The organism is Providencia rustigianii DSM 4541 (assembly GCF_000156395.1).
Taxonomy (GTDB): domain Bacteria; phylum Pseudomonadota; class Gammaproteobacteria; order Enterobacterales; family Enterobacteriaceae; genus Providencia; species Providencia rustigianii.
The window spans coordinates 1,018-19,965 of the sequence record NZ_GG703822.1 but is presented as its reverse complement, the minus strand read 5'-3'; the positions used below and the strand labels follow the sequence as shown (position 1 = coordinate 19,965).

Sequence of the window (18,948 nt, the reverse complement as noted above, 5' to 3'; positions counted from 1 at the left end):
TTAATGTTCTTAATGTGTTCCGTAACGCTAATTAGGCAACAGCGAACATTACATACAAGCCCAGACCTACAGCAATCATCGGAATAGCATCTACCAGACCCATTACGATAAAGAACTGTGTACGCAGCAGAGGGATTAAATCTGGCTGACGAGCAGCGCCTTCTAAAAATTTACCACCTAGGATGCCGATACCGATCGCAGCACCGATCGCCGCTAAACCCATCATAATAGCGGCAGCCATGTACAGCAGATCCATATTCAGGTTTTCCATGACAGTCTCCAGTTTGTTTCAGTTAATACAATTATTGATAGTTAAATTAGTGCTCTTCAGAAGCCATCGACAGATAGACAACAGTCAGAACCATAAAAATAAAGGCTTGTAGCGTAATAATCAGTATGTGGAAGATAGCCCAAGGCAGGCTTAACAACCACTGTGACCACCACGGAAGCAGAGCCGCGATAAGAATAAAGATCAATTCACCTGCATACATGTTACCAAACAGTCGCAGACCGAGTGATACAGGTTTTGACAGCAGGCTAACCCCTTCAAGAATCAAGTTTACAGGGATAAAGATCGGATGATTGAAAGGCTGCATTGTGAGCTCTTTCGTGAATCCGCCAATTCCTTTCATCTTGATGCTGTAAAAGATTATTAGGATAAACACACCAACCGCCATAGATAAAGTCACACTCACGTCTGCTGTCGGTACTGCACGCAGAGCAGGTAACCCTAAATAATGTTCACTTATGTAAGGAAGGAAATCGATTGGGAGTAAATCCATCAGGTTCATTAAAAATACCCAGACGAACACCGTTAATGCCAGAGGGGCAATAACTTTGCTCTTCCCGTGATACATATCACGGACTGAGTTATCAACGAAACCAATGATCAGTTCTATTGCAGTCTGTAACTTACCGGGTACGCCACTAGTCGCATTGGCCGCAACTCTTCTAAATAGCCACAGGAACAGAGCCCCGAGAACTACAGAGAAAAAAAGCGAGTCAATGTTTAACGTCCAAAACGTTGGACTAGCGTGGGGATCGACCAACTCAAAGGTACGTAAGTCCAACTGAAGATTCCTCAGATGGTGACTTATATACTCATTTGTAGTCATCACTTCTCCTGATGCAGACATGATGCCTCTTACCCTTTTGTAGTTTAAAAATGCTTACCGTTTTACAACGGCTGGTGCAACAATCTGAACAATCAGCACCGCTAAATAGGTCAAACCCAGTGGTGTTAGTGACGCTTTAAACACACCAAAAGCAACAACTAAGACAGTTATAGTTGTAACAACCTTTAACCCTGCTCCTAATGCAAAGAACCAGGCAATGCGGACAGGTTCATCCTCTTCTTTTGCTTTTTGAAAGCGTGTTAGTAGCATAAATACGACATTGGGTAACCAGCATGCTAACCCGCCAGCAAGAGCAGAGGCTCCCCATTCTATACTATTTGCACAGAAAGCCCCACTGAGGATTACAAAAGTTATTAACTGAATAGACAGTTGCTTAATCGCATTACCGCCATAAAGAGAAACAGACATAACTTTGTGTACTCCCAGCTCTTCTCAGCCTAAGAAACGCTAAGTGTTGTATAAAACTGCCTTTGCTTAAATGTGTCAAGAGACAAAAACGAGCAAATTATACGGGCAGGCGAAATGAATTCAATCAGTAAGTAGCGAAAAGGTGAATAAATATTTAATTTTTTCGAGATAGCGCAGAATTAACACAGATGAAACTAATAATTTATTAACGATTGGTTGCTTAAAAATAACTTTATGTGATTAAGATCACAACAAATATTAATCTATTGATTAATAACCTCACTGTTTATCAGGTTAGAATTCTATTTTTCAGCAGTAAATCAAATAATTAAATTAGTTATTTTTTAAACTAAGAAATCGTGCAATAAATCAAACATTTCATTATTAACTATTTAAATTAGCTAAAACGATTTAGTTATAATATTAGTTTAAGAGTCTTTTATTTTTATATTTGATCGTTATTAGTTATCAAGATGTAAATATTAAGTAAATTTAAATCAATTAATATTAACGCTAATATAAAAATAGCCGTAACATTGTAAATGTACGGCTATCGCTCTAAAAGATAAAATAACTTTGTCGAGAATACGTTATTTTTTTAATAACTTAACTAAGTGACGCTGCTCATTTAGTTCAGGAACTTTTAGTTCAATGATCGATTCAATTTCAAAGCCATCAGGTAAACCAGCCAGTTCTTCATCACGAACAACCCCTTTCAAAGCATAAAAACGCCCTTCTTCTGCCGGGAGATGGTGACACCAACTCAACATGTCATTTAATGAAGCAAAGGCTCGACTAATGACACCATCAAATCCGTCTTTAACGGGATATTCCTCAACTCGAGCCTGAACAGGTTCAATATTATTTAAACCGAGTTCATGCTGAACCTGTTTTAAGAAGCGTATACGCTTCCCTAAGCTGTCCAACAACACAAAGTGGGAATCTGGTCGCACAATGGCTAACGGAACGCCAGGGAGCCCTGGACCGGTTCCTACGTCGATAAATTTATAACCCTTAAGATGATCGTTCACGACGATGCTATCCATGATGTGACGAACGAGCATTAATTCTGGGTCACGTACCGACGTTAAATTGTACGCTTTGTTCCACTTATTCAGTAAACCAACATAATCTACTAACTGCTGTTTTTGCTTTTCAGTCAGTATGATATCTGTTTTAGCTAATAGCTTGGTCAGTTTTGCAATTAAATCCATATTATGCGCTCCGACGTAACATGCCTTGTTTTTTCAACCAGACTAACAAGATGGAGATTGCCGCTGGTGTAATACCTGATATACGAGATGCTTGGCCAATTGAGGTCGGTTTATGGTCATTTAATTTAGCCATCACCTCGTTAGATAATCCTTTTACTTGTTTGTAATCCAAATCTACAGGTAGTAGCGTATTTTCATTACGCAGCTGGCGTTCGATCTCTTCTTGCTGACGGGCAATATAACCTTCGTATTTGACTTGGATCTCTACTTGATCAGCCGCTTGTGGATCTTCGACACCAGGTGCAAATAAGTTGAGTGAGGTCAGCATTTGATACGTCATTTCTGGGCGACGCAGTAAATCTTCACCGTTCGCTTCTTTGGATAACGGCACGCTGAGTATTTGGTCAATTTCTTCGTGGTTGTCTGATTTTGGGTGAACCCAAATATCTTTTAAGCGTTGACGCTCTTTTTCAATCATTTCAACTTTACGATTGAAGTGCTCCCAACGAACATCATCCACTAATCCAAGTTCACGGCCTTTTTCAGTCAGACGTAAATCAGCGTTATCTTCACGTAGCATCAGGCGATATTCAGCACGAGAGGTAAACATGCGGTACGGTTCTTTGGTACCTAATGTACAAAGGTCATCTACAAGAACACCAACATAGGCTTGGTCACGACGTGGGAACCAACCTTCTAAATCAAATGCATGTTGTGCCGCATTCAGACCAGCAAGTAAGCCTTGAGCAGCAGCTTCCTCATAACCAGTAGTCCCGTTAATTTGTCCCGCAAAGAACAGGCCTTCAATAAATTTACTTTCGAGTGTTTGTTTCAGATCCCTTGGGTCAAAGAAATCATATTCTATGGCATAACCAGGACGGACGATCCTCGCATTTTCCATTCCCTTCATGGAATGAACAATTTTCATTTGAACATCAAATGGTAAGCTGGTGGAGATCCCGTTTGGATAGATCTCATTGCTTGTTAGGCCTTCAGGTTCTAAGAAGATCTGGTGAGCGTTTTTATCTGCAAACCGCATAACTTTGTCTTCAATTGAAGGGCAGTAACGAGGACCGATCCCTTCGATGATCCCTGCATACATTGGGCTACGATCTAAATTGTTGCGGATCACTTCATGTGTTTGTTCATTGGTATAGGTGATATAGCAAGGCACTTGTTGTGGATGCTGCTCTTGTGAACCTAAAAATGAAAACACAGGCATTGGGTCATCACCTAGCTGTTGAGCTAGTTGGCTAAAATCGATAGTTCTTGCATCGATTCTCGGTGGCGTCCCTGTTTTTAAACGATTTACACGTAATGGTAATTCTCTTAAACGCTGAGAAAGAGAAATAGCGGGTGGATCACCAGCACGACCGCCGCTGTAGTTTTCTAAACCGATATGAATTTTTCCATCAAGGAAAGTACCTACGGTTAATACCACAGATTTAGCTTTAAATTTCAATCCCATGCGAGTAACAGCACCGGTTACTCGATTATTTTCAACTATCAGATCTTCAACAGGTTGTTGGAAGATCATGAGGTTAGGTTGATTTTCTAATGCTGTTCTAACGGCTTGTCGGTATAGCACTCGGTCTGCTTGTGCGCGAGTTGCACGAACTGCAGGCCCTTTGCTTGCATTGAGTGTTCTAAATTGGATACCGGCTTTGTCTGTTGCAGTAGCCATTAAGCCACCGAGGGCATCAATTTCTCTTACCAGATGTCCCTTACCGATCCCACCGATGGCTGGGTTGCAAGACATCTGGCCCAATGTATCAATATTGTGAGTCAGTAATAGGGTTTGACGCCCCATACGTGCAGCTGCCATTGCTGCCTCAGTACCGGCATGACCACCACCAATTACGATGACGTCAAATTGCTCTGGATAAAACATGTGTGAACCTTAACGTTAGAAAATGCTAACTGTGCATTTGGGAAATGAATTCTACTCAAGTTTGCAGGAGAGACCAACCCTTGGCTTCCCACCCTTATAATATAAAGATCTTTTTTTTTAAAGATCTCTTTATTAGATCTACTATTAGGATCGACTGTTTCTGTGGATAAGTGATTTTTCACGTTAAAGATCATTAAAGTGTAAAGGATCATATACTGTGAATGATCCGTGATCCTATTGCGTATAAGCTGGGATCAAAATGGGTACTTATGCACAGGGCAAGATCGCCCTAAAACTTATATTCTGGATAACTACCGGTTAATACCATGATCTTACCGTAGTTATCCACAGCTGACTGCTTGTATTTTGCACAAATCAGAGTTCGTTTGCCCAAATTTTAACCCAAACACCAGCGGGATCTTCAGGAATTTCGTGTTGCTGAACATCAATTTCAAAACAATTGCCGATCCTTTTAGCGCCTTTATCTTGCAATAAAGTATCTAGAGTGTGGATCGCGCCACAGAAAGTATCATATTCAGAGCTGCCAATTCCTACTGCACCATATTTGATCTTACTAAGATCAGGTGATTTCGCTTGGATAGCTTCAGCGAGAGGTTGGATATTTTCAGGGAGATCACCAGCTCCATGCGTTGAGCTGACCACCAGCCATAACCCTTCAAGAGGTAGATCATCAAGTTCAGGGCCGTGTTGTACATCTGTTTCATAGCCGAGTTCTTCTAAAATCTCTGCCATATGCTCTGCAACATATTCGGCACTGCCCATTGTACTGCCACTAATTAAGGTTATTTTTGTCATGGTGATTCTCTTTCGCATACATTGGGCGCTATTGTACGCTGTGAATGAGCTGGGATCTACCTGTGGATAATGTGGTTATATAACTTTTTTTTCTAAGGCTTAATCGTTCGCATGATCGGGTTTTGCAAGGAGATCAGCGTTTCTGTGGATTGTATTTCATCGATGGTCTGTATTTTGTTGATAAGTACATCTTGTAGTGAATCAATCGATCGACACATGACCTTAATAAAGATGCTGTATTGCCCCGTTGTATAATAGACTTCAACGACTTCCTCTAAAGCATCTAATTTTTTTAGTGCGGTATGATAATCTTTCGCACTTTTTAAAATGATGCCAATAAAGCAGCACACATCAAAACCTAAACGCTTAGCACTGATATCAATTCGGGTACCATTAATGATCCCCGCCTGCTTCATTTTTTCAACCCGTACATGAATTGTGCCGGGACTAACGGAGAATTTTTTAGCAAGTTCAGCGTAAGGAATACGCGCATTGGCCATTAATTCGTGAAGTATGTCACGATCGAGATTATCGATTTGATAATTTTCAGGCATAAATTAGTCTCCATTTTGATGAATATTCATTTTTATAACCCTATTTTTAATTAAAATAAACAATAAAGGCTTTTTTTTGTAGTGCATATTGAATTTATACCTCGTTTTGTTGCTTAATCTATACATCGGCTAATACAGCAAACAAACTATGGGTATATTTATGGACAAGTCATTCATCGAACATCAGCAACAAATTAGTTTTGTTAAATCTTATTTCTCACGTTTACTTGAAAAAGAGCTTGGCTTAATTGAAGTTCAAGGTCCGATCCTAAGTCGCTTAGGTGACGGTACTCAAGATAACTTATCAGGCTGCGAAAAAGCTGTTCAGGTAAAAGTGAAATCAATCCCAGATGCAACGTTTGAAGTCGTTCACTCTTTGGCTAAATGGAAACGTAAAACGTTAGGTCGTTTTGGTTTTAGTAAAGGTCAAGGTTTGTACACTCATATGAAAGCGTTACGTCCGGACGAGGATCGCTTAACCCCAATCCATTCTGTTTATGTTGATCAGTGGGATTGGGAAAAAGTGATGGCAGATGAGGAGCGTAACCTTCCTTATCTGAAACAGACAGTGGGTAAAATCTACAAGGCAATAAAAGAAACAGAAGCTGCCGTAAGTAAAGAATTTGGTCTGGCACCGTTCCTGCCAGATCAAATTCACTTTATCCACAGTGAAGAGTTACTTCAGCGTTACCCTGGTCTCGATGCAAAAGGTCGCGAGCGCGCAATTGCTAAAGAATTTGGTGCAGTATTCTTAATTGGTATCGGTGGCAAATTATCTAGCGGTGAATCTCATGATGTACGTGCTCCAGATTATGATGACTGGACTACTGTCAACGAAGATGGCCTCAAAGGCTTAAACGGTGACATCATTGTTTGGAACCCTATTTTACAAGATGCATTTGAAATCTCTTCAATGGGTATCCGAGTTAGCCCTGAGTGTTTAACTCGCCAGCTTGGGTTAACGGGTGATGAGAAACGTATGGAGCTTGAATGGCACAAAGCCCTCGTAGCAGGCGAAATGCCACAATCCATCGGTGGTGGTATTGGTCAGTCTCGTTTAGTGATGTTGCTGCTACAACGTCAGCATATTGGTCAAGTACAGTGTGGCGTATGGTCACCTGAAATGGCTGAATCTGTCGAAGATATGCTGTAATTAGCGACTGAAGCGCCGTAATAGTCGGCTCTTTAACCCGGTATCAAAACGCCAGATATGGTCGAATATCTTCATGATCCCGGGTTTCCCATAGTTTGATACAGATACCGCATGGAAGCGGTATTTACCAACTTTCTGAAGGGATTTTATCTTCTGAACTAATTCATCTGGCAAACGCTGGGCGACAAAATCTGAAATCACCACCGCATCGGCGTCACTCCATTGTTTTGATTCTAACTTTACAGTTGTTTCCCGTAAACAAGACGCTAAATCTGTTCCCCCGCGAAAAGTTTGATGTAAAAAACGCATACATTGTTCAAGACCATCCGCAGATAATAAATCGTAGTGGACAATTTCGGTAGAAAACAGCATCACATGGCAAGAGCGGTTATCTGCAAGTGCAATTTTCATTAACGCGAGGCAAAATGCTTTTGCACAGCGTTCATTTAGTCCACCCATCGAACCGGATGTATCAATACAGACCACGAATGGTCCTCTAGGTTGCTCTTCATGTTGATGATGAGTGACTGGACGTAAAACTTTTCTCTCTTGCCAGCTTTCACCTTGCAGGCGATAAGTGAGTAACTGTTTTTCAAGAAGTTTACGATAAAACTCAAACTCAATATCCTCAATACCCAACATAGCCAATTCGGCGGGCAAAAGCCTCAGAATATCATCGCTTTGATTTAAGCCATCGACTTGCTCTGGCACTGTTTCTGGGACTTTTTCCATGATAGTCATGGGCTCGAGAATTACATTGTCATCCAGAATAGATTTTGCGGATTGACTACGTCCTAGCAACTGGGCAATTTTTTCTAATTCAGGTTGCTGACGTAAAAATTCACTATAACGAGAAATCAGTGGCTCATTATAAGAGGCTGGATTATTCAATCCTTTGCTTAAGTCCCATAAGCGTCCCGATGAGCGTTCATTTTCCCCTAGGATATCTTCCAAATTACCACTGAGAGCTAAGCGCCTTTGTAGTTCAGCAAGTAATTGCTCTTTTTCTTGTTCTAGTAACTCTTTATGTAAGGTGGTCACTTGTAAAATTAGACTAACTCGCCAGCGCTGTACAATTAAAGATTGCCGTGCACTGCGGTTTTCAATTTTGCCTTGTTGCAGCTGGTTTGCTTCTCGATAAAAAGGGGAATCTAATTGTTCCAGCTTTTCTATAATCGAAGGTAGTTGGGTAAAAAATGCGTCAGTAGATATCCCTAATGATTTTTGATACAGACCAAATTCTTCAGAGAGTTGTTGAGGAACTAATGCATCTTGCAGTTTCTGTTTAAGATCTTTTTTCCAACCCGATAAATCTTTTAACAGTGCTTTTTTTAAGCGAGGGTGTTTTTCAAAAAATACGGCCAACTGAGGAGTCGCGAGAAGAGAAATGATAATTTCTTCTATTAATTGGCTTTCATTAACGGAAAGCAACAATTCTAGGGTCGCTAAACTCATCATAATTAATTCGCCGTTTTTCCGATAATTTGATTACGTAACTGAGTTAATTTATCGGATAGTTTGATAAAGCTCTGTTCGACGTCCGCCAGCCAATGGGGTTCGATAAATAAGTTAGGTTGCTGTTTCTCAAATTGGTATTTAGCTTCTTGGATAGCACTATGGATAGTGTCTAATTTATCGAGCCACTCTTTATTATTTACCGTGGGGCTCAGGGTGTTTTTATCTTGAAGATAAAGGGTTGATACTTGGTGACTGACATCTAATAATTGGATTTGGTTTAAATTATTCACCTCAGCGGCTAGTTCTTGAGCAAAACCAATCCCGTTGAGATGTGCAGACAATGTTGTACCTTTACTTAAGAAATTAACCAGTGATTTTTTATCGGTAGTAATAAAGGTCACTTTCATATTGTGCAGTTGTAATGGACGATGCAAAAATAAGGTGACGCGTCCTTCGCTGATATTTTCAGGTAGGACATAAGAAGCTTTTCGAGCAAACATTGCATTATTTTTATTTACTTTAAAGGCATCTTGGTTATTTTGATCTTGGGTGGATGACATCCATTGCTGGTAAACTTGCTCAATTTCTCTCGCAAATTTACGTTGCTGCCAACCATCTTCTTGTATCAACGATTTAATTAATTGCGGTAACAAATTCATTGATTGCATGTCATGCCATAAACAATCTTTAAGTAGCACGATATCCAGTGGTGATACAGCACTGCGACCGTTAAAAAATGCGCTCGCTTGCAGTAGGGATACTGCTTTTTTCCAACGCCGATCAGAGACATAGAGATTTTTTTCGGTCGCATCAATCTGCTGGCGTAATTGGTAAATTAGCTCAAAACAGTGATCGGGCAGCGATATTTTTGGGATTTCTTTTTGCCACTCTTGGTATTCTTCATCGCTGATTTTTAAGTGATCGGGTACCAAATTATCTTCTTGCTGTGATTTTCCTGTGAGTAATGCGCGAAAATTTTGCTTTTCTTGAACTTTATCTAACCAAATTCGCAGCAGCATTCTATCAAATAATGCTTCAAGGCTATTATCTGCATCTGGAAGTTCATTGGATGCGGTGACCAATAGGCGCATGGGAATTGATTTTTCCTCATCTCCATTACGAAATTTGCGCTCATTAATTGCGGTCAATAGTGTATTTAAAATTGCTGGACCCGCTTTCCAGATTTCATCAAGAAAGACGACTTCGGCATCGGGCAAATAACCTTTGGTCAAACGCTCATAACGGCCTTCATCTTTTAAGGCTTGAATGGAGAGTGGGCCAAAAATCTCTTCTGGCGTCGAAAATCTTGTCATTAGGTATTCAAAGGCATTTGCTCGGCGAAAGGCAAATTTCATTCGTCTAGCAATTAAACTTTTTGCAATACCTGGGGGGCCCAAGAGAAAAACACTCTCTCCACTGAGCGTTGCGAGCAAACATAAACGAATAGCTTGCTGTCGTTCATATAAGCCACCTTCAAGGTAGTTGCTTAATTGGGCTATTCGTTCGGCTAATTGCATATGGAGTCCTTTTCTCTAAATTACGCATCAAGGGGTTAGAGGGTGATGGTTAATAACCAATCTATTGCTAGGTTATCTGTCCTTTTATTGATTGTGCAATCAGTTTTATTATTTTTCTTTGATGTTATTTGGCATAAAAGACAATAAATCTTTACTCATTGATAAGTTACTCGGAAAAGTAATAAAAACGATTCAGCTATAACTTATTCAATAAGTTACTTTTTTCTTACTTAAATAAAGCCAACGAAACGTTTCGATAATGATCACAAAACCGAGATAAGAATATTGAGTTGTGACTATTCTTTACTATTATTCTATGAGCGAAACGTTTCGCTCGTAGGGAACGAAACAACATCAGAATTAAAAAACGGTGGTGATGAATGAAAAAAGGGATACTGCTCAACTCAAATATAGCCTCTGTGATTGCTAAATTAGGGCATACCGATCACATCACCCTTGCTGATGCCGGATTACCTATTCCTGCTAGTGCTGAGCGTATTGACCTCGCTGTGACACATGGCTTACCTGATTTTATGTCTGTTTTGCGAGTCACTACCCAAGAGATGCAGGTAGAAAAAGCCATTCTGGCTGAGGAAATTAGTAAGATTAACCCACAAATGGAACGTGAAATTTTAGCTCACCTTCAGGAATTAGAAGTAGTACAAGGAAATCACATCGAAGTTGTCTATTGCAGCCATGAAAATTTTAAACAGATAACGCATGGCAGTAAAGCAGTGATCAGAACAGGGGAATGTTCACCATACGCTAATGTAATTCTTTGTTCTGGTGTGACCTTCTGAGGTGAGTATGCAACCTTTATTAGAACTTATCGGCATAGATAAAGCATTCCCTGGTGTAAAGGCGCTTTCTGGTGCCGCATTAAAAGTTTACCCGGGTAGAGTGATGGCGTTGGTAGGCGAAAATGGTGCAGGTAAATCCACCATGATGAAAGTGCTAACCGGTATTTACAGCAAAGATGCGGGCGCTATTCGCTACCTCGGTAAAGAGGTGGCATTCAATGGTCCTAAAAGCTCACAAGAAGCTGGTATTGGAATTATTCATCAGGAACTCAACCTGATTCCAGAATTAACCATCGCTGAAAATATTTTTCTGGGGCGCGAGTTTGTGAATAAATTCGGCAAAATTGACTGGAAAAAAATGTTCAGTGAGTCGGAAAAATTGCTCAAACGCCTGAATCTCGATTATGACAGCCACCAAACTATTGCTGAATTGTCTATTGGCGAGCAGCAAATGGTGGAAATAGCAAAAGTCCTCAGCTTCCAATCTCAAGTTATCATCATGGATGAACCAACGGATGCATTAACCGATACCGAAACTGCATCTCTCTTTCGTGTCATTGAAGATTTAAAATCCGAGGGTTGTGGGATCGTTTATATCTCTCATCGTTTAAAAGAGATCTTTGAGATTTGTGATGATGTGACGGTATTTCGAGATGGGCAATTCATTGGGGAAAAACCGGTTAATGAATTGGAAGAAGAAAAACTGATTGAGATGATGGTTGGGCGTAAATTGGAAGATCAATATCCTCGCGTTCAAGTCCCTGTCGGTGAAGTTCGTTTACAGATTGAAAATATTACAGGTCCCGGTGTGAGTAATGCCAGCTTTGCGCTTCGAAGTGGCGAAATATTAGGAATTTCTGGGTTAATGGGCGCTGGGCGCACTGAGCTAATGAAGATTATCTACGGCGCAGCACCAAAAAAATCGGGAAGCATTCTGTTAGAAGGCAAAGCCATTACCTTAAAAACACCACAAGATGGTTTGAATAATGGCATTGTTTATATTTCTGAAGACCGTAAACGGGACGGATTAGTGCTTGGAATGTCAGTCAAAGAGAATATGTCATTAACGGCACTACGTTATTTTAGTCGTTTTGGTGGAAGCTTAAAACATGCCGAAGAGCAAATGACCGTTGGAGATTTTATCCGCCTATTTAATATTAAAACCCCATCAATGGATCAAATCATTGGCCACTTATCCGGTGGTAATCAACAAAAAGTAGCGATTGCACGTGGTTTGATGACTAGACCAAAAGTATTGATCCTCGATGAACCCACTCGTGGTGTCGATGTTGGGGCAAAAAAAGAAATCTACCAATTAATCAATCAATTCAAAAAAGAAGGGCTGAGTATCATTTTAGTTTCTTCAGAAATGCCTGAAGTTATTGGAATGAGTGATCGCATTTTGGTTATGCATGAAGGCCATATTAGCGGCGAATTCTCTGCCAAAGAAGCTACGCAGGAAGCCTTAATGGCTGCCGCAGTCGGTAAAAATTACGGCTCAGTTCAGGAGTTAACAGCATGAGTTCAACAACCGCATCATCAAAACGCTGGTTCAGCAAAGCATGGTTAATGGAGCAAAAATCACTTATCGCTCTATTAGTCTTAATTGCGATTGTTTCTACCTTAAGTCCCAATTTTTTCACAGTAAATAACCTATTCAATATTCTTCAACAAACTTCGGTTAACGCCATTATGGCCGTGGGGATGACGTTGGTTATCCTGACTTCAGGAATAGATTTATCAGTGGGATCATTACTGGCATTAACGGGGGCTGTTGCTGCCTCAATGGTCAGTGCTGATGTGAATGCTTTGGTTGCTGTGGCTGGGGCATTAGCACTGGGAGCAGCAATCGGTGCTTGTACTGGTGTGATTGTGGCAAAAGGTAAGGTGCAAGCGTTTATCGCTACATTAGTGATGATGCTGTTATTACGTGGTGTGACTCGTGTTTATACCGATGGAAGCCCAATCAATACCGGCTTTAGTGATAACGCTGATCTATTTGGCTGGTTTGGTATTGGTCGCCCATTTGGTATCCCAACCCCTGTTTGGTTAATGATTATTGTGTTTGCAGCAGCGTGGTATGTACTGCATCACACACGTTTAGGTCGTTATATTTATGCACTAGGTGGCAATGAATCAGCGACTCGCTTATCCGGCATCAATGTTGACCGTATTAAAATTGCGGTTTATGCCCTGTGTGGATTACTCGCGGCATTAGCCAGTGTGATTGAAGTTGCTCGCCTATCATCTGCCCAACCAATGGCAGGTAATGGTTATGAATTGGACGCGATTGCTGCCGTTGTTCTTGGTGGTACCAGCTTGGCTGGTGGTAAAGGGCGAATTGTTGGAACCTTGATTGGTGCATTGATTTTGGGTTTCTTAAATAATGGTTTGAACTTATTAGGTATCTCTTCGAACTACCAAATGATTGTGAAAGCAGTGGTGATTTTATTAGCAGTGCTCGTAGATAATAAAAAATAGTAACTCTTACCCCGACTCTATGATTACAGGAATAATTTTATGAAACTGAATAAACTAGCGACTCTGTTTACGGCATTTGCACTGAGTGCAACCGTTAGTGTTAATGCGATGGCGAAAGATAATATTGCTCTGGTTATTTCTACCCTGAACAACCCATTCTTTGTGACCATGAAGGACAGCGCTCAGAAAGAAGCTGATAAACTGGGTTATGAACTCATCGTTTTAGATTCCCAAGATAACCCGGCCAAAGAATTAGCAAACGTGCAAGATTTAACTGTGCGTGGCACTAAACTCATGTTAATCAACCCAACAGATTCTGATGCTGTGGGGAATGCCATTATTATGGCAAATAAAGCCAATATCCCAGTGATCACTTTAGACCGTGCCGCTAACAAAGGTAATGTTGTTAGCCATGTTGCTTCTGATAACCGTATGGGCGGAAAAATGGCAGCAGACTTTATTGCTAAGAAAACAGGCAATGATGCCAAAGTAATTCAACTTGAAGGGATTTCAGGAACCTCAGCGGCACGTGAACGTGGTGAAGGTTTCAATACTGGCGCAAAAGAACATAAATTCAATATATTGGCGAGCCAGCCAGCAGATTTTGATAGAACAAAAGGCTTAAACGTCATGCAAAACCTATTAACTGCACATCCTGCAGTTCAAGCGGTATTTGCTCAAAATGACGAAATGGCATTAGGTGCGTTAAGAGCGCTGCAAACCTCAGGGCGTGATGATGTACTGGTTGTCGGTTTTGATGGTACTACAGATGGTATCAAAGCGGTTCAAGGTGGCAAACTAGGCGCCACAATTGCTCAACGTCCAGACCAAATTGGTATCGTTGGTGTACAGATCGCCGATAAAGTATTAAAAGGCGAAAAAGTGGAAGCAACGGTTCCTGTTGAATTAGAACTCGTAGTAAAACAATAATCCGTGATAAAAAAATAATCCGTAATAAAACAAGAAGATTGATAAACCGCCGTGAATGATAGCGGCGGTTTTCTCTATTGGGATATAAAAGGAAATAAATGAGATGGCAGCAGCTAAACTGGTTGTTCTAGGTAGTATCAACGTTGACCACATCTTGAATGTGCAGCAGTTTCCTCAACCGGGTGAAACAGTTAGGGGCGACCATTATCAAGTCGCTTTTGGCGGTAAAGGTGCAAACCAAGCCGTTGCGGCTGGACGCAGTGGCGCTGACATAACATTTATTGCCTGTGTGGGTGATGACGACATTGGTTCAAGCATCAAAAAACAATTGCAAAAAGATGCGATCAATATTGAATGTATCGATGTTGTCGAAAATGAAACTACCGGTGTAGCGCTGATTTATGTTAATCAGCAAGGCGAAAACATTATTGGCATCAATGCTGGTGCAAATGGTCAGCTCACAACGGAAAGATTATTTGCATATCAACAACAGATTACCGATGCGGATGCACTATTGATGCAGCTAGAATCACCGATTGAAACGGTACAGATGGCAGCAGAAATTGCACGCAAAAACCAGACTCAAGTGATCCTTAATCCTGCACCCGCTCAAGCATTGCCTGATTCATTACTCGCGTTGGTCGATGTGATCACCCCGAATGAAACCGAAGCGGAGTATTTAACCGGGATTGCTGTTAATGATGAGCAAGGCGCACAGAAAGCTGCTCAGGTGTTACATCAAAAAGGCATTCACAAAGTCATGATCACATTGGGGGCTAGAGGGGTTTGGTTTAGTCAAAAAGGCGAGCAAGGCAAAATAATTCCCTGCTTTAAAGTGAAAGCGGTGGACACGATTGCCGCAGGTGATACATTCAATGGCGCCTATGTTACCGCGTTGCTTGAAGGTAAGGCCGATGAAGATGCCATTGTATTTGCTCATGCGGCTGCGGCGATTGCTGTCACTCGTCCAGGTGCGCAACCTTCGGTTCCATGGCGTGATGAAATTGAACAGTTTCTAAAACAATAGGATTATTTGTGGCAACAATGAAAGATGTTGCACGCCTTGCAGGTGTGTCAACCTCCACCGTTTCTCACGTTATCAATCAAAATCGCTATGTTAGCGAGAGTATAACTTCACGGGTCAAAAGTGCGATTGAGCAACTCAACTATGCGCCATCAGCATTAGCGCGAAGTTTAAAAATGAATCGCACCAATACCATTGGCATGTTACTGACAACCAGTAATAACCCATTTTTTGCAGAAGTTGTGCGTGGGGTGGAACGTAGTTGCTATGAATTGGGTTACAGTTTGATTTTGTGTAATACAGAAGGTGATCTTCAGCGTATGGATCACAGCTTAGAAACTTTATTGCAAAAACGAGTCGATGGGTTACTCATCATGTGTACTGAAGTGCAGGGTCCATCAAAGAATGTGTTCTCCCGTTATCCTTCTGTGCCAACGGTGATGATGGACTGGTCACCTTTTGAATTGGATGGGGACGTTATTCAAGATAACTCATTCCTTGGTGGTGAAATTGCAACCCGTTATCTGATTGATGCAGGTTTTTCTCGTATTGCCTGTATAGCGGGACCTCAAGATAAATCCCCCGCACGAGCACGTTATCAAGGTTTCATTCAAGCTATGCAACACGCATCTCTAGACGTTCATGATGAATATGTGATTTTTAGTGATTTTGAGTTTGCTGGTGGCTTTGAATCCATGAATAAATTGCTGGAATTGCCGAATCCACCGGAAGCTATTTTTGCTGGTAACGATGCGATGGCGGTTGGCGCTTATCAAGCTATTTTCCAAAAAGGAATGAAAGTCCCTGAAGATATCTCAATTATTGGCTATGACGATATCGATCTCTCTTCTTATATGATCCCACCATTAACGACCGTGCATCAGCCTAAAGATGAATTGGGGCAACAAGCGGTGAATAAATTAATCCACCGCATGGATAACCCTGATGCAGAGCCTTCAGTTTTAGTCCTGACACCAAAACTCATTGAGCGCCAATCCGTAAAAAAACGCTAATAACTATTTTTTGTCTTTAATTAAGTTATCACCATCAGTTTTGCTGAGCAGTAAAAAGACAAATGCAGAAATTAGAGTAATGGCACCAATCGCGATAAATGTGTAATGGAAGTTATCGACGACATTGCTTCCCGGTTGGTTATCAAAGAAACTTAAAATGGTTGCGCTCACGGCAATCCCAAAGCTGATTGATAGCTGCTGAGTTACTGCCAACATACTATTTCCTGCACTGGCGTTGTTATCTGTTAAGTCAGCTAAGCAAATGGTATTCATCGCTGTAAATTGGGTCGACATAACCATACCCAAGATAAACAGTGGAATTACTAACAGATAGATGGACATATCTGGTGATTGCAAAGAAAACTGCGATACCATTAATCCAATAATCAGAGTGACGGTAAATAGCGTTTTTCTATACCCAAATCGAGAGAGTATTTTTGTGACTGCTGATTTTGCAGTAATAGAGCCAATTGCCAGAGGTGCCATCATCATTCCTGCAACCACTGCTTCATAACCAAAACCAACTTGTAGCATTAATGGCATTAAAAATGGAATACTTCCTGTCCCTAGCCGAGTAGCAACATTACCAGTAATTCCTATCGAGAAGGTTCTTGTCCGAAATAGATTTAATGGAATAATGGCATGCTTAATTCTTCTTGCATGGAGTATATATATAAGAAGACAAAGAAAACCGCCCAAGACAATCGCGGTAGGTATATAGCTAGATAACGATTTATCACTAAATAAATCTAAGCTTACCGATAACATAACTAGCCCTAAACCAAATAGGATAAACCCGAGGGTATCAAACTTACGTTTTGGCATTTTAAAATCAGGCATATGCTTCAACGCATAAAAAACACCTAAAATACCAATAGGAATATTAATAATAAATATCCAATGCCATGTGGCATAGGTAACAAGAATCCCGCCGAGTAAAGGTCCTAAGATTGGACCCACCAATCCCGGAATAGTGACAAAATTTAAAATTGGCAATAGTTCACTGCGTGGATAAGCTCGTATTAATGCTAGACGAGCAACTGGCATCATCATGGCTCCGCCAATCCCTTGAATAACGCGTGAAATAACCAAAACAGTTAATGATGGTGAAAGCGCGCACAAAAAAGAACCGAGAGAAAATAAGGTTACAGCAATAATAAAAATGCGCCGAGTACCAAATCGGTCTGCAAACCACCCGCTAACGGGAATTAATAGAGCAACGGTTAAGGTATAGCTAACAACGGCGGACTGCATTGCTAAAGGAGAGTGATTTAGGCTTTTGGCAATATCAGGCAGCGCCGTATTTAAAATAGTGGCATCGAGAGCTTGCATGAAAAAAGCCATTGCGGCAATCCACGGTAAGCCTGACATGTTTTTCGCTGTTTTAAACATCTGTTACCTATATTAATCGATAAAAGTATATTGAGCAGGACTGTCCTATAGATGTGTTTTATTGACCGTTGTTAATAACTTATAGCAGAGATCGAGTGCTTGGGTACTATCTCCGTTGATAATAGCATCCGCGAGTTGCTGATGAATATTAACTTCTATTGCACCATTCTCTGCGATCGTATCAAAATAAAGTTGATACACAGACCTAAACAAATTAGCAAAAGAAACTAAAAACGGATTACAGCAAGCGTGGTAAATAGTTAGATGAAAACGATAATCGACTTTTACCCATTGTTGTTTATCAAATGCTTGGGACAACGCTAGCATTTCATTCGCCAATAACTGTAACGATTGTTTTTGTTCTTTTGTTGCGTTTAGTGCTGCTAGGTAACAAGCATGAGGCTCAATGGCAAGGCGTACGACTTGAAAGTGTTTTATTACTACTGACTGCTCTTCACTATTAATCCACCAACGTAGTAAATCCTGATCGAGAAAATTCCAATTTGATGAAGGCATAACGCGAGTTCCAATTCTAGGGCGCGCTAGAACCATTCCTTTTGCAGCTAAAATTTTAATGGCTTCCCTAATGGCTGTACGGCTAGCATTGAATTGTTGAGATAGTTCTAATTCACTAGGTAGAATTGAGTCAGATAAATAGGTTTCTTTTAATATTAGCTGTCCAAGATTCTGTGCAATGATAAAAGAAAGGTTCTTTTGTGATGCATTTTGCTGTTTACTCAATTCCATAATTCATCTCATACCGATATTAATGGTTAATATGTTACGTGAGTAAATGGATTATTGCTGCTGAAATAGTCAAATAACAGTCGTAATTTGGGGATATAAGTCATATTTGGCTAAAAAAAACGCGAACAAAATAAAAATGCAAAAAAACACTTGCGAGATTTCGGCAGCTCCCTATAATGCGCATCCGTTGTCACGATAAACCGGTTCGAAGAAAACCTCGAAGCCCGCGTGATAACAGAGGTGAGAAAGAAAATAGTTGAAAATAATCACTTGACTTTCTAAATAAAAAACGTAGTATACAACACCTCGCGACAACGACCTAGACGTCGAAAATCGAAAGATTAAGTCGCACCGCTCTTTAACAATTTATCAGACAATCTGTGTGGGCACTCACAAGACACTATACAAAAAATA

18 protein-coding genes are annotated in these 18,948 nt (G+C 40.7%); 7 read left to right on the top strand and 11 right to left on the bottom strand.

Annotated elements, in window-relative coordinates:
• Window positions 1–31: 31 nt before the first annotated feature.
• The 7 genes from atpE to asnC form a co-directional block, all read right to left on the bottom strand.
• On the bottom strand, window positions 32–271 hold the full coding sequence (gene atpE / locus PROVRUST_RS16870; protein ID WP_004393045.1) for a F0F1 ATP synthase subunit C: 240 nt from the start codon (window positions 269–271) through the stop codon (window positions 32–34).
• 46 nt (window positions 272–317) lie between these two features.
• Window positions 318–1,136, bottom strand: a complete 819-nt coding sequence (gene atpB / locus PROVRUST_RS16865; RefSeq protein ID WP_006816112.1) for a F0F1 ATP synthase subunit A — start codon at window positions 1,134–1,136, stop codon at window positions 318–320.
• A 33-nt stretch (window positions 1,137–1,169) separates the two neighbouring features.
• Window positions 1,170–1,544, bottom strand: coding sequence for a F0F1 ATP synthase subunit I (gene atpI / locus PROVRUST_RS16860; protein ID WP_006816111.1), 375 nt, complete (start codon window positions 1,542–1,544; stop codon window positions 1,170–1,172).
• 590 nt (window positions 1,545–2,134) lie between these two features.
• Window positions 2,135–2,758 carry a 16S rRNA (guanine(527)-N(7))-methyltransferase RsmG gene (gene rsmG / locus PROVRUST_RS16855; RefSeq protein WP_006816110.1) on the bottom strand — a complete coding sequence of 208 codons (624 nt, stop codon included), beginning with the start codon at window positions 2,756–2,758 and terminating at the stop codon, window positions 2,135–2,137.
• Between the two features lies 1 nt (window position 2,759).
• The gene (mnmG, locus tag PROVRUST_RS16850; protein ID WP_006816108.1) at window positions 2,760–4,649 is read right to left on the bottom strand and encodes a tRNA uridine-5-carboxymethylaminomethyl(34) synthesis enzyme MnmG; all 1,890 of its coding nucleotides are present in this window, start codon (window positions 4,647–4,649) and stop codon (window positions 2,760–2,762) included.
• 375 nt (window positions 4,650–5,024) lie between these two features.
• A complete protein-coding gene (mioC, locus tag PROVRUST_RS16845) occupies window positions 5,025–5,465 on the bottom strand; it encodes an FMN-binding protein MioC (protein ID WP_039855815.1) in 441 nt (146 codons plus the stop codon).
• A gap of 92 nt (window positions 5,466–5,557) precedes the next feature.
• Entirely contained in the window at window positions 5,558–6,019 is a 462-nt protein-coding gene (asnC, locus tag PROVRUST_RS16840; protein WP_006816106.1) for a transcriptional regulator AsnC, read from the bottom strand.
• Window positions 6,020–6,179: 160 nt separating this feature from the next.
• Between asnC and asnA the strand changes: the two genes are divergently transcribed.
• Window positions 6,180–7,172, top strand: a complete 993-nt coding sequence (asnA, locus tag PROVRUST_RS16835; protein ID WP_039855812.1) for an aspartate--ammonia ligase — start codon at window positions 6,180–6,182, stop codon at window positions 7,170–7,172.
• Here asnA and viaA read toward each other — a convergent pair whose 3' ends face one another.
• Entirely contained in the window at window positions 7,173–8,630 is a 1,458-nt protein-coding gene (gene viaA / locus PROVRUST_RS16830) for an ATPase RavA stimulator ViaA (RefSeq protein ID WP_006816103.1), read from the bottom strand.
• 2 nt (window positions 8,631–8,632) lie between these two features.
• The gene (ravA, locus tag PROVRUST_RS16825) at window positions 8,633–10,147 is read right to left on the bottom strand and encodes an ATPase RavA (RefSeq protein WP_006816102.1); all 1,515 of its coding nucleotides are present in this window, start codon (window positions 10,145–10,147) and stop codon (window positions 8,633–8,635) included.
• Window positions 10,148–10,527: 380 nt separating this feature from the next.
• Between ravA and rbsD the strand changes: the two genes are divergently transcribed.
• From rbsD to rbsR, 6 genes are all read left to right on the top strand, one after another.
• A complete protein-coding gene (rbsD, locus tag PROVRUST_RS16820) occupies window positions 10,528–10,947 on the top strand; it encodes a D-ribose pyranase (protein WP_006816101.1) in 420 nt (139 codons plus the stop codon).
• Between the two features lie 7 nt (window positions 10,948–10,954).
• Window positions 10,955–12,469, top strand: coding sequence for a ribose ABC transporter ATP-binding protein RbsA (gene rbsA / locus PROVRUST_RS16815; RefSeq protein WP_006816100.1), 1,515 nt, complete (start codon window positions 10,955–10,957; stop codon window positions 12,467–12,469).
• Entirely contained in the window at window positions 12,466–13,428 is a 963-nt protein-coding gene (gene rbsC, locus PROVRUST_RS16810) for a ribose ABC transporter permease (RefSeq protein ID WP_006816099.1), read from the top strand. Before rbsA ends, rbsC begins: the two co-directional genes overlap by 4 nt.
• 39 nt (window positions 13,429–13,467) lie before the next feature.
• Complete coding sequence (gene rbsB, locus PROVRUST_RS16805; RefSeq protein WP_006816098.1) at window positions 13,468–14,358, top strand: ribose ABC transporter substrate-binding protein RbsB; 891 nt, start codon at window positions 13,468–13,470, stop codon at window positions 14,356–14,358.
• 103 nt (window positions 14,359–14,461) lie between these two features.
• Window positions 14,462–15,385 (top strand): ribokinase, encoded by a 924-nt coding sequence (gene rbsK / locus PROVRUST_RS16800; RefSeq protein WP_006816097.1) that lies wholly within the window; start codon window positions 14,462–14,464, stop codon window positions 15,383–15,385.
• Between the two features lie 8 nt (window positions 15,386–15,393).
• Window positions 15,394–16,395: a ribose operon transcriptional repressor RbsR gene (gene rbsR / locus PROVRUST_RS16795; RefSeq protein ID WP_169305268.1), complete on the top strand. Its 1,002-nt coding sequence runs from the start codon at window positions 15,394–15,396 to the stop codon at window positions 16,393–16,395.
• A 3-nt stretch (window positions 16,396–16,398) separates the two neighbouring features.
• Here rbsR and mdtD read toward each other — a convergent pair whose 3' ends face one another.
• Both mdtD and PROVRUST_RS16785 read right to left on the bottom strand, forming a co-directional pair.
• Window positions 16,399–17,787 carry a multidrug transporter subunit MdtD gene (mdtD, locus tag PROVRUST_RS16790; protein ID WP_006816095.1) on the bottom strand — a complete coding sequence of 463 codons (1,389 nt, stop codon included), beginning with the start codon at window positions 17,785–17,787 and terminating at the stop codon, window positions 16,399–16,401.
• 45 nt (window positions 17,788–17,832) lie between these two features.
• Window positions 17,833–18,534: a FadR/GntR family transcriptional regulator gene (locus PROVRUST_RS16785; RefSeq protein WP_006816094.1), complete on the bottom strand. Its 702-nt coding sequence runs from the start codon at window positions 18,532–18,534 to the stop codon at window positions 17,833–17,835.
• Window positions 18,535–18,948: the final 414 nt, after the last annotated feature.